The sequence below is a fragment of the Psychrobacillus sp. FSL K6-2836 genome (assembly GCF_038003085.1).
Lineage (GTDB): Bacteria > Bacillota > Bacilli > Bacillales_A > Planococcaceae > Psychrobacillus.
On sequence record NZ_JBBOOM010000001.1, the window covers coordinates 2,704,560 to 2,724,272 of the forward strand.

The window sequence follows — 19,713 nt, forward strand, 5'->3', positions numbered from 1 at the left end:
TTGTTAGTTATGATAACACAGAATTGTCGAGGAATTCGAGAAGTAGAGGCTTATACGTTTTTAACTTATAAAACTCCAATGAGCCAAGTCTAAAGACTGTGCTCATTGGAGTTTCTATTTCACGACAATCCTTGCCCATGTGTAAATTCTTTGTATAGTTTGTGGTGTGCAAGAAGCTCTTCATGTGTGCCTTTTCCTGTGATTTTCCCTTGCTCTAAGAATAAGATTTGGTCGGCATGAATAATTGTTGCGAGTCTATGAGCAATGATCAGGGTGGTTCGACCTTCCATTAATCGTTCGAGCGCTTCTTGTACGGATGCTTCTGAACCACTATCTAGGTTAGAGGTTGCCTCGTCTAATAATAATATTTTAGGATCATGTAAGAGTGCACGTGCAATAGCGATCCGTTGGCGTTGTCCACCTGATAGCTTGATGCCCCGTTCTCCAACGAGTGTGTCGTATTTGTCTGACAGTTCCTCTATAAAATCTATAGCATTTGCTGCCTCAGCTGCTTGGATTATTTTCTCCATTGGAGGATTTTCCGTCATTCCATACGTCATATTCGATAAAATAGTGCCGCTCATTAAGGGACTTTCCTGAGAGACGTAGCCAATTTTAGAGCGCCAGGCATGTAAAGATAACCTGGTAATTGGTGATCCATCGAATAAAATGGTTCCAGAATCAGGTTCATAAAATCGTTCAAGCAAGGAGAAAATAGTAGTTTTTCCTCCACCACTAGGTCCAACAAAAGCAGTAACGGTTCCTGGCTGTGCTGTTAAGGAAATACCATCTATTACTTTCTTCTCAGGGCCATAAGAAAAATGGACATCTTCAAATGTTATAACTCCATCTTTTAAAGGTTTTGGTGCTTCTAGTTCTGCTGTTTCAGCATCCATATAGAATATTTCTTGGATACGCTCCGTTGCTCCAACTGCTTTTTGGAAAGAGGTAAAGAATGTTGCCATCTGTGCAAAAGGAACAATAATGTTTACTAAGTAAAAGATGATTGCAACGAGATCTCCGGCAGATAAGATTCCTTTAGATACCTGTAAACCGCCATAACCTAAAATGACGACTAAAATTGCCATCATGATGAGCGTCATAAAAGGGGAGATGAATGCTTGTATCTTCGCTTCTTTCAAGCCAAATCGATATAAGTTTTGAATGGCCTCATTTCCTCTAACAGTTTCCGTTTTCTCTGCCTGGTAAGATTTTACTAACCGGATTTCAGATAGCACTCGCCCTAAAAGTCCTGAAAACGAAGCCATTTCTTTTTGGGTAGACTTTGATACTTTGTGCATCATCGTGCCAAGTGGCATCATGATTGCTATACTTAGCGGAACACTAATAAGCATGATCAACGTCATTTTCCAATCAATAAAAAATAAGATAATAACGGACCCTATAATTGTAATAATTCCAGACACGAAATTTACTAAATGATCCGTAATAAGTGATTTCAACGTCGTCGTATCTTGAGTAATACGACTCATCGTTTCGCCACTTTCATTTTGATCGTAGTAGGGAACAGGAAGATGGAGTACTTTGCTCCATAGTTTTTTACGAAGATCCGCGACGATAAATTCACCGATATAAGATAATAAGTAAAATGAAAATCCGCCTGAAATCGCCTGCAAAAGGAATACGACGAGTAAAACGCCAATCATTTTCCAATTGAAAGCAGTAGTTGTTAGCGTATCAACTAAATCTTTTGTAACAAGAGGTACGATTAATCCAATAACAGTACTTAAGAGGGATAGAACAATTGCTATAATTGTTATCTTTACTGGCCACTTAAGACTTTTGAGTAACTGGAAAAATCCTTTGGTAGATGTTTTCATAGTAAACTCCTATTTTTTTGCATAAAAAAACAATCGTCTTGAAATTTGGCAAGATAATTCTATCTAGATATAGTTTGTGCTTCATATATCGACTGCTTCTGTAAATCTAAAATAACTGGATCCGCTGTTTCTAGTAAACTTGCCTGTTTGGATTGAAGGTCTAGACGCATTTTCTCTGTTTCCACTAAAAAATTATTGTATCGAAGTTTTTCTAGTTCAATTTCGTCCTTAACGATTTGTGCTCGTACTTTTTGTGATTTTCGTAAATGATTTGTCCAAATTGCGGATAGTGGTATTGAAAAAGTCAATATGATTGCTACGAAACCGAGACCTATTCCTAATAAATCTTCCATTAATATCTCTCCAATTCTATATTTTATAATCTATATTATATACGATTCTCTATAAAAATAGTTCCAAAAGTCAGACGATAATTTCCGCACAAAAAAAGGCAGAGAAAACTATGAATCTGTTTTCTCTACCAGAATGCATTTTTGACTTTATTTATTCAAATATGCCCAAGCATACTGCGCATACAGTTCAGCACCAGTAGAAAGTGCATCCTCATCTATATTAAAGTTGCCATGATGATGAGCCCACTCCGTATCCTTTTCAGAGTTTCCACTACCGACAAATGCAAAGCTACCAGGAGCTTTTGTTAAAAATGCAGAGAAATCCTCTCCACCCATTGTCGGCTTCTCATTGAAAACTACTTCTGATCCAAATGCTGCTGAAGCTACCTGTTGGACAAGTTTAGCACTTTCCTCATCATTATCTACAGCATCTGTGCCTCTTATATATTCAACTTTAGCGGTTGCTCCGTAAATAGCTGCCACGCTTTCCGCATATTGGGTAATAGATTTTTCAATATGATCCCGAGTAGCTGGCTGGAACGTACGGACAGTTCCTTCTATCTCTGCATTCTCCGCAATAACATTAAATCGTGTACCAACGACCATTTTACCAACTGTTAGAACAGCGGGGCTTTGTGGGTCAATCGTTCTGGAAATGACTGTTTGAATGTTCATAACGAAAGACGAAGCAACAAGAGCTGCATCGATACAAGCCTCTGGAATGGCACCGTGACCACCGCGACCCTTGAATGTCACTTTGAAGATATCAGCTGCAGCGAAAGAAGGACCTGGTGTACAGGAAACCTTATTTGTCGGCATTTGAGACCAAATATGAATGCCGAAAACATTATCAACATTCTCCATAGCGCCTTGGTTGACCATAGCCTGTGCACCTTGTGCTATTTCCTCTGCTGGCTGGAATAAGAAGCGTACATTACCGGGAAGCTGATCTTTTACCTCTGAAAGTGCCTTTGCTGCTATTAATAGCATAGAGGTATGTGCATCATGACCACATGCATGCATATTACCTTCTATTTTAGAGGCGTAAGGGACATGCTTGTTAAGCTGCTGAACAGCAAGGGCATCCATATCTCCTCGAAGAGCAACTGTTTTTCCTCCTGCTGCCCCTTTAATTTCTGCGATAACTCCGGTAGGTTCAGTTTTTCGATAAGAGATTCCTAGATTATCTAAATACTCGCATACAAACTGAGTTGTTTTGAATTCCTCAAATGATAGCTCAGGCTCGCTGTGCAATTTTCTACGTAATTGAGTTAGTTCTTCTCTATTATTTTTGATTGATTCTTTTATTTTATTGTTAATCATGCTGTTCCCTCCGTTAATCATAATGCCGTTTCATCTATAATCATTGTTCAATATGTTTTTTTACTTTCTTCAAACACTACTTATAAGAATCCTACGAAAATACCTGCTAGAATAACAGATACGATGGTCACACTAATGAATCCACCTACAAGCATTGGAGGAAGCATGTAACTAGTTAAAACTTCTCTTTCTTTTTCATCCTCTGTTAAAGATTTAATAACTTCATTTGTAATGATGTAATCAGCAGGAAATCCGTAAAGTGCTGTTAAAGAAACTGCAAAAGCCATGTTTTTGCTAACTTTCAGGATTTTTCCAATGATGAAGGAGAAGATGTACATTCCGATTACTCCTATAACAATTGTTCCTACAAGTGGATAAAGTAGTTCCATAATCATTGAAGGGGTAGCATTTTTCAAAGCATCGAAAACAAAGAGCATTAATACTAAAATACAAATACCGAAGCTGTTTGCTTTTTGTAGGACATTGCTTTCTAAGAAACCAAAACTTCCCGCGATAATACCAAATAACAAGCAAACTACAAAAGGACTAATTTCTATAATAGGATTTAAAAGAGTAGATACCCCATAAGCAAGGAAACCGACGAAAGCTAGACGGAACAGCTTAAAATAATCCGTATTATATTTGGCTGGTAACTTACTAAACATTTTGAGTTCTTCTTTTGGTTTTTCAGCTTCACCGTTATTTTGTCCTGCAATAGTAATCTCACCGAAACGGAACTTTTGAAGAAGGTCTTTTCCTTCTTTTTTTAGAACGATTGAAGTAAGTGGATATCCGGCGAATCCTTGCATAACGTAAATGACAATTGCGAAAACCGACAAAGTGGTAAGACCCGCATTTGCAGCACCTTCTGACATGATGAGAGCAGAAACGACACCTCCTACTAATGGGGGGATTGCAACAATGATAGTTTCAACTCCAAACAATACAGTTCCAATTGTGAATAATGCGACAATTATACCTAAAATTCCAGCTAGTGAAATTAGTATAGTTTTCCATTGTTCCTTTAGTTGTTTAAGAGAAAGTAATGTACCCATATTTGTGATTAGAAGATAAATCATCATAGTTGCAACTACTGGTGGTACACCAGCTATCGAAACGATTTCCTTTGGGAAGAAAGTCCAATAACCAATAATGAAAAGAACAGCAGCTACGAAAACAGAAGGAATCCAAGCCTTAGTCCGTATGGAAACAAAGTCTCCAATAAATAAAATAGCAACGACAATAACTAAAGCAAGCATTTGGGACATAATATTCCGCCCTTTCAGAAAATAAGATAATTCATACAATAACACATTTTTTTAACATTATAAAGTATGCAATATATTTCGTAATATTCAGTTAATTTTAGTTGGTATTAAACTTGTGAACCGGTGATTTTATAGTACAAACAAAAAAGCTATCCAAAAGGATAGCTTTTTCCATTTACAACAATTATTGAGCTGGGTTTAACTCAAGTTCAACAGTGATTTTAATGTCTTCGCCAACTAGAACGCCGCCAGTTTCTAAAGCTTGGTTCCAAGTTAAACCAAATTCTTTACGATTTACTTTTGTATCTGCAGAGAAAGCTACTACTTCTTGACCCCATGGATTAGTACCTTTACCGCCGTATTCAACGTCAAATGTTACTGGTTTTGTAACGTCTTTAATCGTAAGGTCACCAGTTACGTCATATTCACCATCGTCTGTTTTCTTAATATCAGTTGCCACAAATTTGATGCTTGGGTAGGTTTCTGCATCAAAGAAATCTCCAGAGCGTAAGTGGTTATCGCGATCTTCGTTGTTTGAGTTGATTGATTTTACTTCAATATCAAAGCTAATTGTAGCACCGGTTAAATCTTCGGCATTACCATCTAAGTCTGCTGTGAAATTTGTGAATGATCCTTTTACTTTTGAAACCATCATGTGTTTTACTGAAAAGTCGATTGTAGAATGTGCAGCGTCGAGATTAAATTTTGTCATTGTTAATTTCCTCCTAAGGATTGTTTTTTTTAGTATAAAACAATATTGTTTTGAAATCAAGAGTTTTTATTTCGAAACAATATAATAAAACCATAATTTACTGTACCTTTTTCTCTAAAGGGTAAACTTTTAGTTACTTTATGTAACTAAATGTAGATTAATATCTTGGTTACGTCAAGTAATTAAATTACTTAATTTTACAAAGTGAGAAAAAAAGAATATAATAGGAAGTAATAGAGGTGAATCAGATGAAAGAAACGTTATTATGTCCACGTTTATCAAAGGCAATGGAGTTGCTAGGAAAAAGATGGACGGCGCTAATCGTGCACCAACTAATGGATGGAGCAAAAAGATTTAATGAAATTGAGTCGTCACTTCCTATTAGTGGGCGTTTGTTATCAGAGCGTTTAAAGGAACTTGAAAAAGAGGGAATAGTTGAAAGAACTGTCTTTTCCGAGGTACCTATACGGGTAGAATATAACTTGACGGAGAAAGGTCTTGCGCTAAAAGAAGTAGTTGGCGGAATCGAGACTTGGTCTAAAGAATGGTTATAGCAGTTTCGCTTGATATATTATGAGTGAAAATGCATACTATGTAAGGGTAACAGGTTAAAGTAGAAAGGATTGTCTCTCTTTGAATAAACAAAAATGGTTTCAAAGCTTAAACGAAAAGTTAAATCCGGAAAATATTAAAATAGATGAAGCATTGAATTTGCATACAGTAACTAAAATGGGTGGTAAGGCAGACTTATTTGTTACACCTTCAACTCAAGATGAGGCAGCCTTTGTCGTTCAATATGCATATGAACATAATATACCGTTATTACTACTTGGAAACGGCTCAAATATGGTCGTTCGTGATGGTGGAGTACGAGGAATTGTACTACGGCTAGAAAATTTAAATAAAATCATAATTGATGGTAACCGTGTGATTGCCGAGAGTGGTGCTGATATAATTGATGTATCAAAGGCGGCAGCGCAGGAATCCCTAACAGGCTTAGAATTTGCTTGTGGTATTCCCGGCTCTATTGGTGGGGCAATGGCGATGAATGCAGGAGCATACGGCGGAGAAATCCAAGATATAATTGTGCAATGTACAGTGCTGACTCCGGCTGGAGAAAAGCTTGTTCTTTCAAAAGAGCAATTAGAGCTAGGGTATCGAAAGAGTATTATTACGAAGCAAGGCTATTATGTATTATCAACGGAGTTTTTATTGGAAAAAGGAAATCAAGAACAGATTGATGCTAAAATTGCGGATCTTACTTTTCAACGAGAATCGAAGCAACCATTAGAATATCCTTCTGCTGGTAGTGTATTCAAACGACCACCAGGATATTTTGCAGGAAAGCTCATTCAAGACAGTGGCTTACAGGGTAAAGGCTTTGGTGGAGCAGAGGTATCCACGAAGCATGCCGGCTTTATCGTCAATAAAAATAATGCTACTGCAACCGATTATATTAGCACGATTGAAATGGTGAAAAAAACAGTAAAAGAAAACTTTGGTGTCGAGCTAGAGCTAGAAGTAAAAATTGTTGGAGAAAATATAGACTAATACAAGCCTAGACCTATGAATATAATTATTCATGGGTCTTTTTTTATATGGATCCAACATATCGGATTTATACGAGAGTGATGCATGTGTTAACGAGAGAGATATAAAGCTATACGAGAGCAACTCAATGCTATACAAGAGAGCTTTACTCAAACGAGAGAGATATAATGCTATACGAGAATGATTCATGTGCAAACGAGAGAGTTCTAGTTCTATACGAGATAGATAGGATGCTTGTGCTTCAAGAATGCAACCAGTTGTATTAATATCCTACAAGTTTGTTCAGTAAAGGGAAGGGAAATTTTAAAAAAAGTCGAATACTGTAAAAGAACAAAGGGGGTAGGGCATATGAGAAAAGGGTGGAAAATAACTGCCTGGATTATAGGTATTATTGTTGTATTAGCAATTATTATCGTTATTGGGTTGAACAAGTATTTATCTAGCACGAAAGCAATTATTGAAGGGGAACTTACGATGGAAGTACTGGACTCGGATGTAAAAGTTGTACGTGACGCAGAAGGGGTTCCGCATATTACTGCACAATCAGATGCTGATCTTTATCGATCGCAAGGATTCGTGCAAGCGCAGGATAGGCTTTTTCAAATGGACTTGGCTAGAAGGCAAGCTAGCGGGCGTTTGGCAGAAGTTGTAGGGGGAGCTGCTGTTGATACCGACAAGTTTTTTTTAACCTTCAGCTTACGTGATGCTGCCGAGAAATCTTATGATGGATATAGTGAGGAAGCGAAGGAAGTATTAAAGTGGTATGCAGAAGGAGTCAATGATTTTATCGAATTTGCAAAAAAAGAAAATAAACTAAGCTATGAATTTAAGTTACTAGGGTACGAGCCAGAAGAATGGACTCCAACTGACTCACTAACGATTGGGAAATATATGGCATATGATTTAGGAGGAAACTGGTCAACACTTGCAATCAGACATTGGGCTCTAACCGAGTTAGATGAAGAAAAGGCGAAGGAGCTTTTTATAACTTATCCTGAAAATGCCCAATCAATTATTGAGGCGAATATTAGCAAACCAGTAAATGTGAGTGGTTACTTTAACTCGTCGGTTCTACAGAATGAATTTAATGGTAGTAATAACTGGGTAGTAAGTGGAGAAAAGACAGCTAGTGGGCTTCCTTTACTTGCAGATGATCCACATTTAGGGTTGAGTACGCCTTCCATTTGGTATCAAATGCATTTAGAGTCCCCAGAACAAAATGTGAGTGGGGTTATATTTGCTGGTGTTCCTGGTATCATTCTTGGTCATAACGAAGAGGTTGCTTGGGGAGTAACGAATGTTGGGCCAGATGTACAGGATCTTTATATTGAAACACCAAATCCAGATGATCGTACACAATTTTTATACGAAGGGGAATGGGAGCAAGCGGAAGTTCGTCACTCACCTATTAAAGTAAAAGGACAGGATGACGTTCCATTTGAAGTAGTGGTGACTAGACATGGCCCTATAATTTCGGATGTCTTATTCAAAGATGAGGAAGCATCTGCATTATTTTCCATGCAATGGACCGCGTTAGAACCTACGCTAGAATTACAAGCAATTTTAAAAATGAATAAATCATCGAGCTGGGAAGAGTTTGAAATAGCTTTGGAGGACTTCCATGCACCTGCGCAAAACTTTGTGTTTGCAGCCAAAGATGGGACGATTGCATATAAAGCGAATGGTAAGGTACCTCTAAGGAAGACGGGGAATGGTCAATTGCCTGTACCTGGAGACTCTGCAGACTACGGTTGGGAAGGCTTTGTTCCTTATGACGAACTTCCAATAGTTGTGAACCCTGAGGAAGGCTTTATAGCAACTGCAAACAATGAGGTCGTGGATGATTCCTATCCATATCATATTACTAATTTTTGGGCTCAATCGTATCGATATGAGCGAATAGCAGAAGTACTTGAAAGTAAATCAGACCTCACTAAAGAAGATATGATGAAACTACAAATGGATCAAACAAATTTATACGCTAAAGAGTTTTTGACACAAATGCTTGGATCGGTTGAAAACCTAGATGCTAAGGGTAAATATAAAGAAATTCTTGCTTTGCTGAAGCAGTGGGATCAAGTCGATGATAAGGACCAAGCAGCGCCACTCGTGTTTCATAAATGGATGAAGGAGCTACCACAAACTTTGCTAGAGGAAGAAATGCCTGAAGATGTATATTCGATGCTACCTGGTAAAGGTAATATTTCGGATCAATTATTACGAAAAGGCTACAATAGCGAGCAAAGTGCTTGGCTAGAAACGTACGGTGGTGTAGACAAATGGGTATATGATTCATTTGTAGAAGCTACAGAAGAAATATCTGAAGAGTTTGGTTCGAACGAAAAGAAATGGAAATGGGGAGATTACCACCAGCTAACGTTTGATCATCCGCTAGGAGGGGCTTCTCCCATTTTAGCTTATCTACTAAATCCAGACCCGGTACCAATTGGAGGTTCCAATATTACAGTTCAAGCAGCTGGTTACGGAGAGGATGGAAAAGTGGATCACGGAGCGTCTTGGCGATTTGTGGCAGATTTGGCTAATCTAAATGAGGCCTATCATATTGTGGGACCGGGACAAAGTGGTCACATGAAATCCGAATGGTATCATAGCCAAGTGGATGATTGGGCAGAAGGAAACTATCATGCGACTGTGATAGATGGGAATATTCAAGAAGGATATGAATTGATACTGAAAGCTAATTAAATGAAGCAGTCGAAGATTAACTATCTTCGGCTGCTTTATTTATATTCCAATAAATTATCACTTCCCTTCACTTTTTAGACAAATTTATATTTAATTAGTTGAATTTAAGAATTTTGTATTTGATTTTAAAAGTAAAATAGATTATTGTATCAATATAGTTTAATTAAAGTACTTTTATTAGAGTACTTTTTGTGAAGGTGTTATACTAAATTTGTTTAATATGAGGAAGGAAGCAAAGAATGAAATTTGTAGAGTTTTTAAAAACTAAAGGTGCAATTGCATCGATCTTTATGGCAATATTTTATGCAGTAGCCATGTTAGGTATTTTCTTGCCAGGTTATACAGCTATACCAGGGAATATTGATCAATTACCGATAGCCATTGTTAATGATGATGAAGGCGAATATGGTAAAATGATCGCAAAAAATCTAGGAGAGCAACTACCATTTGAAGAAATCCAAACTGATATAACAAATAAAGTAGCATTAAAAGAATTAGAAAAAAATGATATAGCTTTAGTTGTACATATCCCTAAAACATTCTCAGCGGACATGGAAAACGGAGAAATATCCTCGAGTATTGACTTCACGGTAAACGAAGCGGGAGCAACAGTTGTTTCTTCAACAATGACTTCGATTGTAACAGAAATTAATAACCAACTAAGTACACAGTTTTCACAACAAACAGCACAAGGTGTGTTAATGAATTTTAACGTTCCAGAGGAACAAGCTGTTGAAATGGCGGATATGATTGAGAACTCCTATGTAGGAAATTTCATAACAATTAATGAGATTCCAGATGGTATGCATAATAATATGCTGCCAATGTTCTTAACGATGGCTGGTTATACAGGTGCAATGATCGGTGCAATGCAGTTAGTTGGATCATTTAAAGCGAGCCGTGGGAAAGCTAGTAAAACTAGGTTATTCATATATGTCCAATTAACAGCAATATTAATTGGAGTTGTCTCTTCACTTGCTGCTGCTGGTGTTACATATTTAGTAAATGAGCCAAGTGGCGACATATTACTAAGTCTTCTAGCTCACCAAGTATTGAATTACATGGTAGCGTTTAATTTCACTGCAATTTTCATATTCCTAATAGGCGAAGGCGGTATGATTTTAAACCTACCGATTTTATTAATACAAACATTAGCGAATGGGGCTACTATCTCGCGTGACATGATGTACGCACCATATGAATGGATGAGCTACATTTCACCAATGTATTATTCCGTACAAGCGTACTTTGCCAGTATGTATGGTAGCATAAGCCCAGCACCCTACATTTGGGGAATGATAGCTGTAGGTTTAGGAGCAATGTTGATTAATATATTCATCGTGTGGATTTTCCACAAACCTTTACCAGTAACGGAATTAGAGGAGAAAGTCAAAGTAGAAAATGAGAAGGTTAGTACTGAAGTAATAGCCTAGTTTTGTTACAATTGAAGTAAATCTCGCCAAAAGGGGCGTAATCAATGGCAATCCAAATTTATATTTTGAGTAAACTGATGAAGGATAACAGTTATCCATATAAACTAAAAAAAGAGCTTTCAGAACCTATTCCATTGGATAAACTTGGTGGGTTAACAGAAAGCAAACTGTATTATCATTTCGAAACATTAGCTAAAAAAGGTTTAATTGAAGCATTTGAAACTATTAAAGAAGAACATAGACCAGATAAGCAAGTATTTGCTATTACTGCAAAAGGTCGTGAAGAATTACCCAAAAAAATTTATAAGTTGTTTGAAACTGCAGATACGATTAGTGAGATGCTCGTTGGCATCGCAAGTATTGAATATGTAGAACGTGATAAAGTAGTAGAAATACTAGAAAAGAAATTGGATAATTATATTGTACGTTGGGAACAGATTACAAATTATGATACGCACGTGCAAGTAGGTAGCGGTAAAGAAAAACTTTTGGAACTTATTGGTGGATACATGGAGACTAAAGTAGAGCACGCTACTTTTTGGCTTAAAGAATTAATTAAACGTATTGAACAGAATGAAATTTAATTGCTCTAAACCTAATAAAGAGAAACGCTTATCGAATCGATAAGTGTTTTTTTGTACATGTAAATATATAATTTTCTATTTCATAAATGGTTTAGACAGGTAAAGGGACAGAGGGGGGAATTGACGGAACAAAATGATCAGTCGGAAGTGTTAGGTGGATATCTTCTATGAGCACTGTTTCAATTGAAGTCATTGCTAGATTTGAGCAACGTCAAGGGGAAGAAGATACAGTCATGCTTGCATCAGCAGCAACTGTTAGTATTGCAATGGGCGGAGCAGGAACAACCGACGCAGCACTTAAAAACAGCGGACGTGGCATTAATGGATGGTGATTGAAAAAAATTGCCTTATATAATCCGATTGAGTCGAAAAGCATTGCATATTATTAAAGAAAATATTATGTTTGCATTAGGATTAAAAGTAATTGCACTGCTCCTCATTATTCCAGGATGGTTAACTTTATGGATTGCCATCTTTACAGATATGGGCGGGTACTGACCGTTAATGCGGGATGAAGGTAAATAAATAGCACGTACGGAGGCGGTAAAATGAAGCTTACGGAATGGACGATGGAAGAACAAGAGCAGCTGATCCACTTTATGACGACAAATAGTTGGCCGTATCATGGAAACTCGCACCCAGCAAGGGAGCTAATAGAGAAAACGATTGAAGAGGGTGGATATCAATCGGATGAAGTGAAAACCTTTTGGATTGAAAACGAAGCAAATGAAAAAGTCGGATTCGTTAAAATTTATGATTTACAAGATGAAATTCCCCTTTTTGATTTGCGCATTGCTGATCATGCTCGGGGGAGCGGCTATGGACCAAATGCATTAAAGCTTGTTGCAGAGTATGTATTCCAACTGCCAGAAGCAAAAATTCGTTTAGAAGGACATACGCGACAGGATAATTTTGCAATGCGAAAAACGTTTGAGCGAGCTGGATTTGTAAAAGAAGCTCAGCTGCGTCAAGCATGGTTCTCTCCTAAAGAGGATTCCTACTATGATGCAGTGACCTATGGTCTGACGAGAGAGGATTTCTTAAAAGGGACTGCCACTCCAGTGAAATGGGATGAAGATTTTCATAAACCTTTACCTGTTAAAGAAGAGCTTTCTTTTCCTGAGGAATTTTACACAGAGCATTTGTTGATACGTGCACCTAAAGTGGAAGACGCCGAAGAAATTTGGAAGGCGGTAATCAATTCGGATACAGCATTAAAAGAATGGATGCCGTGGGCGCAAAAAAAGCAGACATTGGAACAAATCACTACTAACTTACGCCAAGCGGTTGCAGATTTTATTACTCGAAAGGATTTACGGCTTCAGCTGTATTTAAGAGAAACGGGTGAATTTGTAGGTGCTTCAGGATTACATCGAATAGATTGGGATGTTCGTAAATTTGAAATTGGCTATTGGATTGATAGTAAGTTTGAAGGGAAAGGTTTAATGACGGAAGCCTGTGAACGTATAACTCAATTTGCATTTGAGGAATTACATGCCAATCGAGTAGAAATACGTTGTGATAGTGAAAATGTCCGGAGTCGCTCTGTTGCAATTAGAGCTGGATATACATTGGAAGGCATACTACAAAACGATTCTTTATCTGCGGATGGGAAAAAGTTGAGAGATACATGTATATACGCTAAAGTTAGGCAATGGCAATAGTCCAATTTAACAATATTGACAATATAAGAGTAGATAATTTAAAGTTTAACCAATCTTCTACTCTTTTGGATGCTAGCTATAAGTAAATGAAAGATAGAAAAAGGTGTTGCCAGTTCGGCAACACCTTTCTTTACACTGATCTTTTTCCAGTGATTAATTGAACAACAAAAATAATACCTGCAATAATTAATAGTGCGTGAATAAGTCCTCCGCCAATCTTCAATACTAAACCAAGTAACCAAAGTACGATTAATACGACGATAATTCCCCATAAAAGTTTACCCATTGTATATTCATCCTTTCTATATTTTATTTAGCAGTCATGTTGATATTAAAATTTTACCCTTTTGGGTATAGTATTAAACATGCTTCCATTATTTATGCATGAAAGGAGTGGAGTCATTGCTAACGAATGTGATGCAAGAAATAGTTCATAGTTTGGTCAGATTATTGATGAGAGGTTCTGAATACCAAACCTTCTGCAAATGTGAACAATGCGAACGAGATATTATCGCATTGAGTTTAAATACATTACCAGCTCATTATGTTACAACAGAAAAAGGAAGAAGCGCCGTTTTCGAACGCTTAAACACACCAGAAAACTTAGAATGGATCAACAAAAGAATTATCCACTCCATTTACGTTGTGGGAAAGTACCCACATCGCAACTAGAACCTTGTCTGTATTTGATAAGGTTTTTCATATGTCCCGATATCAATAAGTAATTGCTTTTTACTCAGACTCTGTCTAGTTCCAGCGCCTAGCCCCTCGAGTCGTTTCAGACTTGCGGGGCTGACATAGGCGCCTGCACATTTAGAAATATAGGAAAAAATATCTATAATTGTGATAGGGTCTTTATTGTAGTAAAATATATAGAGCAATGATGAGAGGAAGATAAATATGCCAACACCAAGCATGGAAGACCATATTGAACAAATTTATTTGTTGATAGAGCAAAAAGGATATGCTCGTGTGTCTGATATTGCAGAAGCATTGTCTGTATTACCATCTTCCGTAACCAAAATGGTACAAAAATTAGATAAAGACGGCTTCTTAATATATGAAAAGTATCGTGGACTAACTCTTACCGCAAAAGGGATGAAACTTGGTAAAAAACTAGTGAAAAGGCATGAACTTTTAGAAGATTTCTTACGCATTATCGGTGTAAAAGAAGAGAATATTTACAATGATGTAGAAGGAATAGAACACCATTTAAGTTGGAACTCCATCGACCGTATTGCAGATTTAGTATTATTTTTAGAAGAGAATCCAGCATTACAGTCAAAGCTCTTGGAATTAGAAGACACGGATAGAGAGTAATTTTCATTTGAGTTTTTGAAATGACAAATGCAGCATACATACAACCTCCTGAGAAGGATATGGGGTCCGGTTTTGAAAGTAAAGGATTCATTGCGCTTTTGTGTTCATGAATTTATAACTATGGTTTATGATTCAGATGATTCGGTTATAGGGAAGTAGCACAAACTGTGACGTAGTCTGATAACGTTTTATATATTCAAAAATAGCAGGTAAAGATCAGTACCATATATGGTCAGAAGGAGAGCGGTAATTTTGATAGGAACAGCATCAGGAGAAATAGTAAAATTACAAGTGAAAGAACAAGATGGATCGAAATGGATTTTAAATTATGATGGAATTGATATTCCGTTAAATGCATCTGAAGCACCGGAAGACTTAGAGCTTGGTTCCACAATTGAAGCATTCTTGTTTGTGGACAGACGTGGGAATCTCTCTGCCACAACGCAACTTCCATCTATCCAAAAGGGCACATACGGTTGGGCGCGTGTCATTAAAGTAGCAGATAGGGAAGGTGTATTTGTCGATATAGGTACGGCCAAGGAAGTTCAGGTAAAAGAAGACGATTTACCAAAGATAAAAGAATTATGGCCAGCTGTTGGTGATCATTTATATATGACGCTCCGTACAGATAAAGATGGTGAGTTATTCGGTCGTTTAGCTACCGAGGATAGAGTAGAGGAGTTATATATAGATGCTCCAACGACATTATTCAATCAGAATCTTCAAGCACGTGCGTATCGTTTGCTACCAGTAGGTACTTTTTTGCTAAGTGTTCCAGAAAACTATCGTATTTTTGTGCATGAGTCAGAACGACTAAATGAACCAAGACTAGGGGAAGATTTGACTGTTCGAATTATTGATGTGAAAGAGGATGGATCATTGAATGGTTCACTGCTACCACGTAGACATGAACGTTTAGAGGACGATGCAGAATCTATATTCCGTTATTTAAATGATGTCGGCGGTAAAATGCCATTTACAGATAAGTCATCTCCAGATGAAATTCAAGAAATGTTCAGCATGAGTAAAGCGGCGTTCAAACGTGCCCTTGGTAAACTGATGAAAGATAAAAAAATTGTTCAAGAAGATGGTTGGACACAATTGAAAATGTAATTCATATGGAGTAAAAGGAATCGATTAGTCGGAACTTTTTACTCCTATTTTCGTATTATTGAAGGAATAGAAGGGAAAGGGGTAATAGAATGAAGAAATTGTTATTGCCATTCATTACAGCGATGTTATTAATTGGTATGGTTATCGCACCTACTTCTTCAATGGCAGATTCAGATGGCTCCACTGAAGAAGTTGTAAACGAAAAATTTGGTGCACCTATTGTGGTATATGGTGGAAACCTAACTGCTGAACAAAAAGATAGCGTAAAGAAAAGCTTGAGATTAACAGATAAATCAGATGTTCAAGAAATAGAAGTAACTGGTCAGGATCTAGCAACTTATTTGCAAGATGGAGACGCATCTGCAAGAATGTTCTCTTCTGCTAAGATTACAAGAAAAGATGCAGGAAAAGGTCTAGTGATAAGCATTGTGACGCCAGATGATATTACAGAAGTAACAACTGAAATGTATGCAAATGCAATGCTTACGGCTGGAATTCAGGATGCAGTAGTAGAAATTGCTGCACCTAAACCTGTGACTGGTCATTCAGCCTTAGTAGGAATATACAAAGCTTATGAGGTTACAGGTGAAAAACTAGATCCAGAGCGTACAGATGTAGCAAATGACGAACTATCCATTGCTACTAATTTAGCAAAAGAAGCGGGTATTGATGAAGCGAAGGTAAGTGAGTTACTAACGGAAATTAAAAAGCAGATTGCTGAACAAAATCCAGTTTCCCGTGAAGAAGTGGAGAAAATTGTTTCCGAACAATTAGCCAATCTAAAAATTGAGCTTTCAGAGAAAGATCGCCAACTATTAATCGATTTAATGGACCGGATTCGTCAATTAGATATCGATTTCAGTCAGTGGTCAGAGGAACTGAATGATTTAAGTAAAACCATAGAAGATAAAATAGCTGAAATTGTCGACAATGAAGGATTTTGGGAAGGTGTCAAAAACTTCTTTAAAGATCTAATTGATTCGATTCGCTCTATCTTCAACTGATATGTGAGCCCTCCGTCTATTTTTAGACAGGAGGGTTTTGTTTGATGTAGTAAAGTAATGGATAGATACTCACTCTCATAGGTATTGTTTCTCTCGCATAGCAGGAGGGCTCTCTTATATTCACTTTATTTGCAAAAGGTTCAATCCTTTGTTAATATAACAAATAATATATCTTGAATTCGAAATAATTATTAAAAGGAGGAAAACAAATGAAATTAGCAGGAATCCACCACGTCTCAGCAATTACTGCTGATGCTGATAAAAACCATGACTTCTATACAAGAATATTAGGAATGCGATTAGTAAAAAAAAGCGTAAATCAGGATAATCCTTCGTCCTATCATTTATTTTACGCAGATGCGGTAGGCTCACCAGGAACAGATATGACATACTTTGACATACCACAAGCAGGAAGAACATATCCTGGGGTATCCAGTATTAGTAATACAGGCTTTCGTGTAAAAAGTGAGGAAGCCCTGCAATTTTGGAAAAATAGATTTGTGAAACTGGGTGTATCACATGATTCCATAACAGAACGATTTGGTCGTAGTACGCTTTATTTTGAAGATTTTGAAGGGGCAAGGCATATGCTAGTTGTCGACGATGGGACTGGAATTCCCTATGGTGAAGCTTGGGTTAAAGAGGAAATTTCAGCTGACAATGCAATTGTTGGCCTAGGTCCAATCAAACTAACTGTCCGAAAACCAGCGTCTACAAAAAAAGTATTAACAGAAATACTTGGCTTTGAGTTAGCGGGGTCTTATCCATCCGACATCAGGGAAATGCCATGTATCGAGGTTTATACGACAGGAAAAGGCGGCCCAGCTGGCGAAGTACATGTGGAGACACGTACAGATTTACCAATGGAGCGACCTGGACGCGGAAGTGTACATCATGTAGCGTTTCGAATTCCCACAATGGAGGATTATCCTAAATGGGAGGAGCGTTTACGCGAAAATGGTTTTACAACGTCTGGGTTAGTGGACCGATACTATTTCAAGGCAATCTATTTCAGAGAACCGAATGGTATTTTGTTTGAGCTGTCTACGGATGAGCCAGGATTCGATACAGATGAACCAATGGAAACTTTAGGAGAAAGATTAGCACTACCACCTTTTCTAGAAACAAGAAGAACGGAAATTGAAGCAAAGTTGCGTCCGTTGTCAATCAATAAATAAATATGCTAAAATTCAGAAAAGGAGTGGTTGAAGATGGAATTTCAATTCAAAGAATTAGGAAACGAAGTATATGCCTATCAATATATACAGGATGGAGAAAGACTTGGGGAAATTACCTGGACGTTACTTGGGGATGTAATGGTGATGGATCACACTTATGTTTCTGATAAACTAAGAGGTCAGGGAGTTGCTAAGAAATTATTAGATAGCGCTGCTTCTTATGCGAGAGAGCAGGAGCTAAAGATGGAGCCGGTTTGCTCATATGTAGTAGCAGCCTTCTCAAAATCTGCCGAATATGATGATGTAAAAGCATAAAACAAAAAGGCAATCCGCTTCTTTATAGAAAAGGATTGCCTTTTTACAATAATCTTATTAAATTTGTGTAAAAAATACTAAAATTCCTGTTAATGCAGATGCACCTGCCAACGTATAAAGGAAATCTGATTGGCTAAAAATTAATTTTTTTTCCATGAAACTCATCCTCTCTATTCTCGTTAATAGTTTATTAATACCCTTGTCCTTGAATTTTTAAACAGGTTTAAACTATATTATGAAGGGGACTTTAAAATTATACGAAACTTTTTCAAGTATTTATCGTAGAATTAAAAGGAACATATAAAAAGGAGGGGACTGAATTCTATGTCGCGTACGGGAGAAATAGTATTAGGTGTTATTAGTGCACTTATGACATTACTTAGCATTGTTTTAGTAACAATTTTGGTGATAAGTGGAAGCAATGTATTGAAAGATGAGGCTTTCACAACTGAATTCCAGAACGTCATTGCCGAGGAACCAACTATGACGGAATCTGATTTGCAAATGATAGACGATAATATGCACTTAGTTATTGATGCGTTTAACATATTTGGCTGGGTGTTTATCATCATTCTTGTGATTAGCTTAATCTTGAATATTATCGGAATAGTTTCTATTTCAAAAAACAAAAACCCGAAGTTAGCAGGAATTATGTTCATCATAGCAGGTCTATTTGCTGGTATACTATCACCAACATCTCTTCTATTGTATATCGCGGCAATCATGTGCTTTGTCCGCAAACCACCAGTTCAACTCCAAGAGGAATTCTATACGACAGAGAAGACACTTTAATTCACAAAAACACCGACCTAATAGGCCGGTGTTTTCAATAGATATACATATTTAGCTGTAGTTAAAGGATGTCCTTCAAAATATTCATCGAATTCTTCTAAACACTCGAAGCCGAAACTTTCATAAAAATGACGAGCGCTATCATTTTCGCTTTCAACATAAACAAATAGTTGTCGACCAGCTGGCATCTCATTTAGCCCAGCTAATAATAGTTTTTTCCCATATCCAATGTGTTTGTACTCAGGTAATACATAAATTGCGGTTAGTTCTGCATCTCCATCTTCGTCCACATATGTAAAATTGGCAAAACCAATAGGCTTACCTTCATATTCAGCGACTAAGAAAATAGTTTTTTCTATTCTTTTGACTAGCATCATAGGGGAATAAGCTTTTTCTAAAAAAAGCGTTTGTATGTCAATAGGTATAATATTTTTATATGTATCGTTCCAACTGACCTTTGCGATCTGTTGAATCATCGAAATATCATCTAACGTAGTCGCCCTAATCATTTGAAATCACCTCTGAATTCTTTTTGTAATCATAACAAAAATAACTA

20 protein-coding genes and 1 pseudogene are annotated in these 19,713 nt (G+C 37.2%); 14 read left to right on the forward strand and 7 right to left on the reverse strand.

The window, feature by feature from the left end; genetic code table 11:
* Positions 1–119 precede the first annotated feature (119 nt).
* The 5 genes from MKY37_RS12855 to MKY37_RS12875 form a co-directional block, all read right to left on the reverse strand.
* Complete coding sequence (locus MKY37_RS12855) at positions 120–1,841, reverse strand: ABC transporter ATP-binding protein (protein ID WP_340777686.1); 1,722 nt, start codon at positions 1,839–1,841, stop codon at positions 120–122.
* Between the two features lie 59 nt (positions 1,842–1,900).
* A complete protein-coding gene (locus tag MKY37_RS12860; protein ID WP_340777688.1) occupies positions 1,901–2,194 on the reverse strand; it encodes a hypothetical protein in 294 nt (97 codons plus the stop codon).
* 147 nt (positions 2,195–2,341) lie between these two features.
* Entirely contained in the window at positions 2,342–3,517 is a 1,176-nt protein-coding gene (locus MKY37_RS12865; protein ID WP_340777690.1) for a M20 metallopeptidase family protein, read from the reverse strand.
* Positions 3,518–3,597: 80 nt separating this feature from the next.
* Entirely contained in the window at positions 3,598–4,785 is a 1,188-nt protein-coding gene (locus MKY37_RS12870; protein WP_340777693.1) for a hypothetical protein, read from the reverse strand.
* A gap of 184 nt (positions 4,786–4,969) precedes the next feature.
* Positions 4,970–5,497: a YceI family protein gene (locus MKY37_RS12875; RefSeq protein WP_340777695.1), complete on the reverse strand. Its 528-nt coding sequence runs from the start codon at positions 5,495–5,497 to the stop codon at positions 4,970–4,972.
* 248 nt (positions 5,498–5,745) lie between these two features.
* On the opposite strand from MKY37_RS12875, the gene MKY37_RS12880 reads away from it, so the two are divergent.
* From MKY37_RS12880 to MKY37_RS12910, 7 genes and pseudogenes are all read left to right on the forward strand, one after another.
* On the forward strand, positions 5,746–6,051 hold the full coding sequence (locus MKY37_RS12880) for a winged helix-turn-helix transcriptional regulator (protein WP_340779922.1): 306 nt from the start codon (positions 5,746–5,748) through the stop codon (positions 6,049–6,051).
* 79 nt (positions 6,052–6,130) lie between these two features.
* A complete protein-coding gene (gene murB / locus MKY37_RS12885; protein ID WP_340777697.1) occupies positions 6,131–7,048 on the forward strand; it encodes a UDP-N-acetylmuramate dehydrogenase in 918 nt (305 codons plus the stop codon).
* 348 nt (positions 7,049–7,396) lie between these two features.
* Positions 7,397–9,754 (forward strand): penicillin acylase family protein, encoded by a 2,358-nt coding sequence (locus MKY37_RS12890; RefSeq protein WP_340777699.1) that lies wholly within the window; start codon positions 7,397–7,399, stop codon positions 9,752–9,754.
* Between the two features lie 239 nt (positions 9,755–9,993).
* A complete protein-coding gene (locus MKY37_RS12895; protein WP_340777704.1) occupies positions 9,994–11,187 on the forward strand; it encodes a YhgE/Pip domain-containing protein in 1,194 nt (397 codons plus the stop codon).
* Positions 11,188–11,231: 44 nt separating this feature from the next.
* Positions 11,232–11,771: a PadR family transcriptional regulator gene (locus MKY37_RS12900; RefSeq protein WP_340777706.1), complete on the forward strand. Its 540-nt coding sequence runs from the start codon at positions 11,232–11,234 to the stop codon at positions 11,769–11,771.
* A gap of 230 nt (positions 11,772–12,001) precedes the next feature.
* Positions 12,002–12,269: pseudogene (locus MKY37_RS12905) on the forward strand (cation-transporting P-type ATPase); the annotation flags it as partial.
* Between the two features lie 50 nt (positions 12,270–12,319).
* Positions 12,320–13,435 carry a GNAT family N-acetyltransferase gene (locus MKY37_RS12910; RefSeq protein ID WP_340777708.1) on the forward strand — a complete coding sequence of 372 codons (1,116 nt, stop codon included), beginning with the start codon at positions 12,320–12,322 and terminating at the stop codon, positions 13,433–13,435.
* 130 nt (positions 13,436–13,565) lie between these two features.
* On the opposite strand, the gene MKY37_RS12915 is transcribed toward MKY37_RS12910, so the two are convergent.
* Positions 13,566–13,721: a lmo0937 family membrane protein gene (locus MKY37_RS12915; RefSeq protein WP_340777710.1), complete on the reverse strand. Its 156-nt coding sequence runs from the start codon at positions 13,719–13,721 to the stop codon at positions 13,566–13,568.
* Between the two features lie 107 nt (positions 13,722–13,828).
* Between MKY37_RS12915 and MKY37_RS12920 the strand changes: the two genes are divergently transcribed.
* The 7 genes from MKY37_RS12920 (at position 13,829) to MKY37_RS12950 (ending at position 19,157) form a co-directional block, all read left to right on the forward strand.
* Positions 13,829–14,107: a late competence development ComFB family protein gene (locus tag MKY37_RS12920; RefSeq protein ID WP_340779924.1), complete on the forward strand. Its 279-nt coding sequence runs from the start codon at positions 13,829–13,831 to the stop codon at positions 14,105–14,107.
* A gap of 228 nt (positions 14,108–14,335) precedes the next feature.
* On the forward strand, positions 14,336–14,755 hold the full coding sequence (gene mntR, locus MKY37_RS12925; protein WP_340777711.1) for a transcriptional regulator MntR: 420 nt from the start codon (positions 14,336–14,338) through the stop codon (positions 14,753–14,755).
* A gap of 252 nt (positions 14,756–15,007) precedes the next feature.
* Positions 15,008–15,868 carry a CvfB family protein gene (locus MKY37_RS12930; RefSeq protein WP_340777714.1) on the forward strand — a complete coding sequence of 287 codons (861 nt, stop codon included), beginning with the start codon at positions 15,008–15,010 and terminating at the stop codon, positions 15,866–15,868.
* Positions 15,869–15,957: 89 nt separating this feature from the next.
* Positions 15,958–16,872, forward strand: a complete 915-nt coding sequence (locus MKY37_RS12935; protein ID WP_340777716.1) for a DUF1002 domain-containing protein — start codon at positions 15,958–15,960, stop codon at positions 16,870–16,872.
* Between the two features lie 209 nt (positions 16,873–17,081).
* Positions 17,082–18,050 carry a ring-cleaving dioxygenase gene (locus tag MKY37_RS12940; protein WP_340777718.1) on the forward strand — a complete coding sequence of 323 codons (969 nt, stop codon included), beginning with the start codon at positions 17,082–17,084 and terminating at the stop codon, positions 18,048–18,050.
* Positions 18,051–18,083: 33 nt separating this feature from the next.
* A complete protein-coding gene (locus tag MKY37_RS12945) occupies positions 18,084–18,365 on the forward strand; it encodes a GNAT family N-acetyltransferase (RefSeq protein WP_340777720.1) in 282 nt (93 codons plus the stop codon).
* Between the two features lie 324 nt (positions 18,366–18,689).
* On the forward strand, positions 18,690–19,157 hold the full coding sequence (locus tag MKY37_RS12950; protein ID WP_340777722.1) for a DUF4064 domain-containing protein: 468 nt from the start codon (positions 18,690–18,692) through the stop codon (positions 19,155–19,157).
* Between the two features lie 17 nt (positions 19,158–19,174).
* Here the strand turns inward: MKY37_RS12950 and MKY37_RS12955 are convergent, their stop codons facing one another.
* Positions 19,175–19,666 carry a GNAT family N-acetyltransferase gene (locus tag MKY37_RS12955; RefSeq protein ID WP_340777724.1) on the reverse strand — a complete coding sequence of 164 codons (492 nt, stop codon included), beginning with the start codon at positions 19,664–19,666 and terminating at the stop codon, positions 19,175–19,177.
* Positions 19,667–19,713 lie beyond the last annotated feature (47 nt).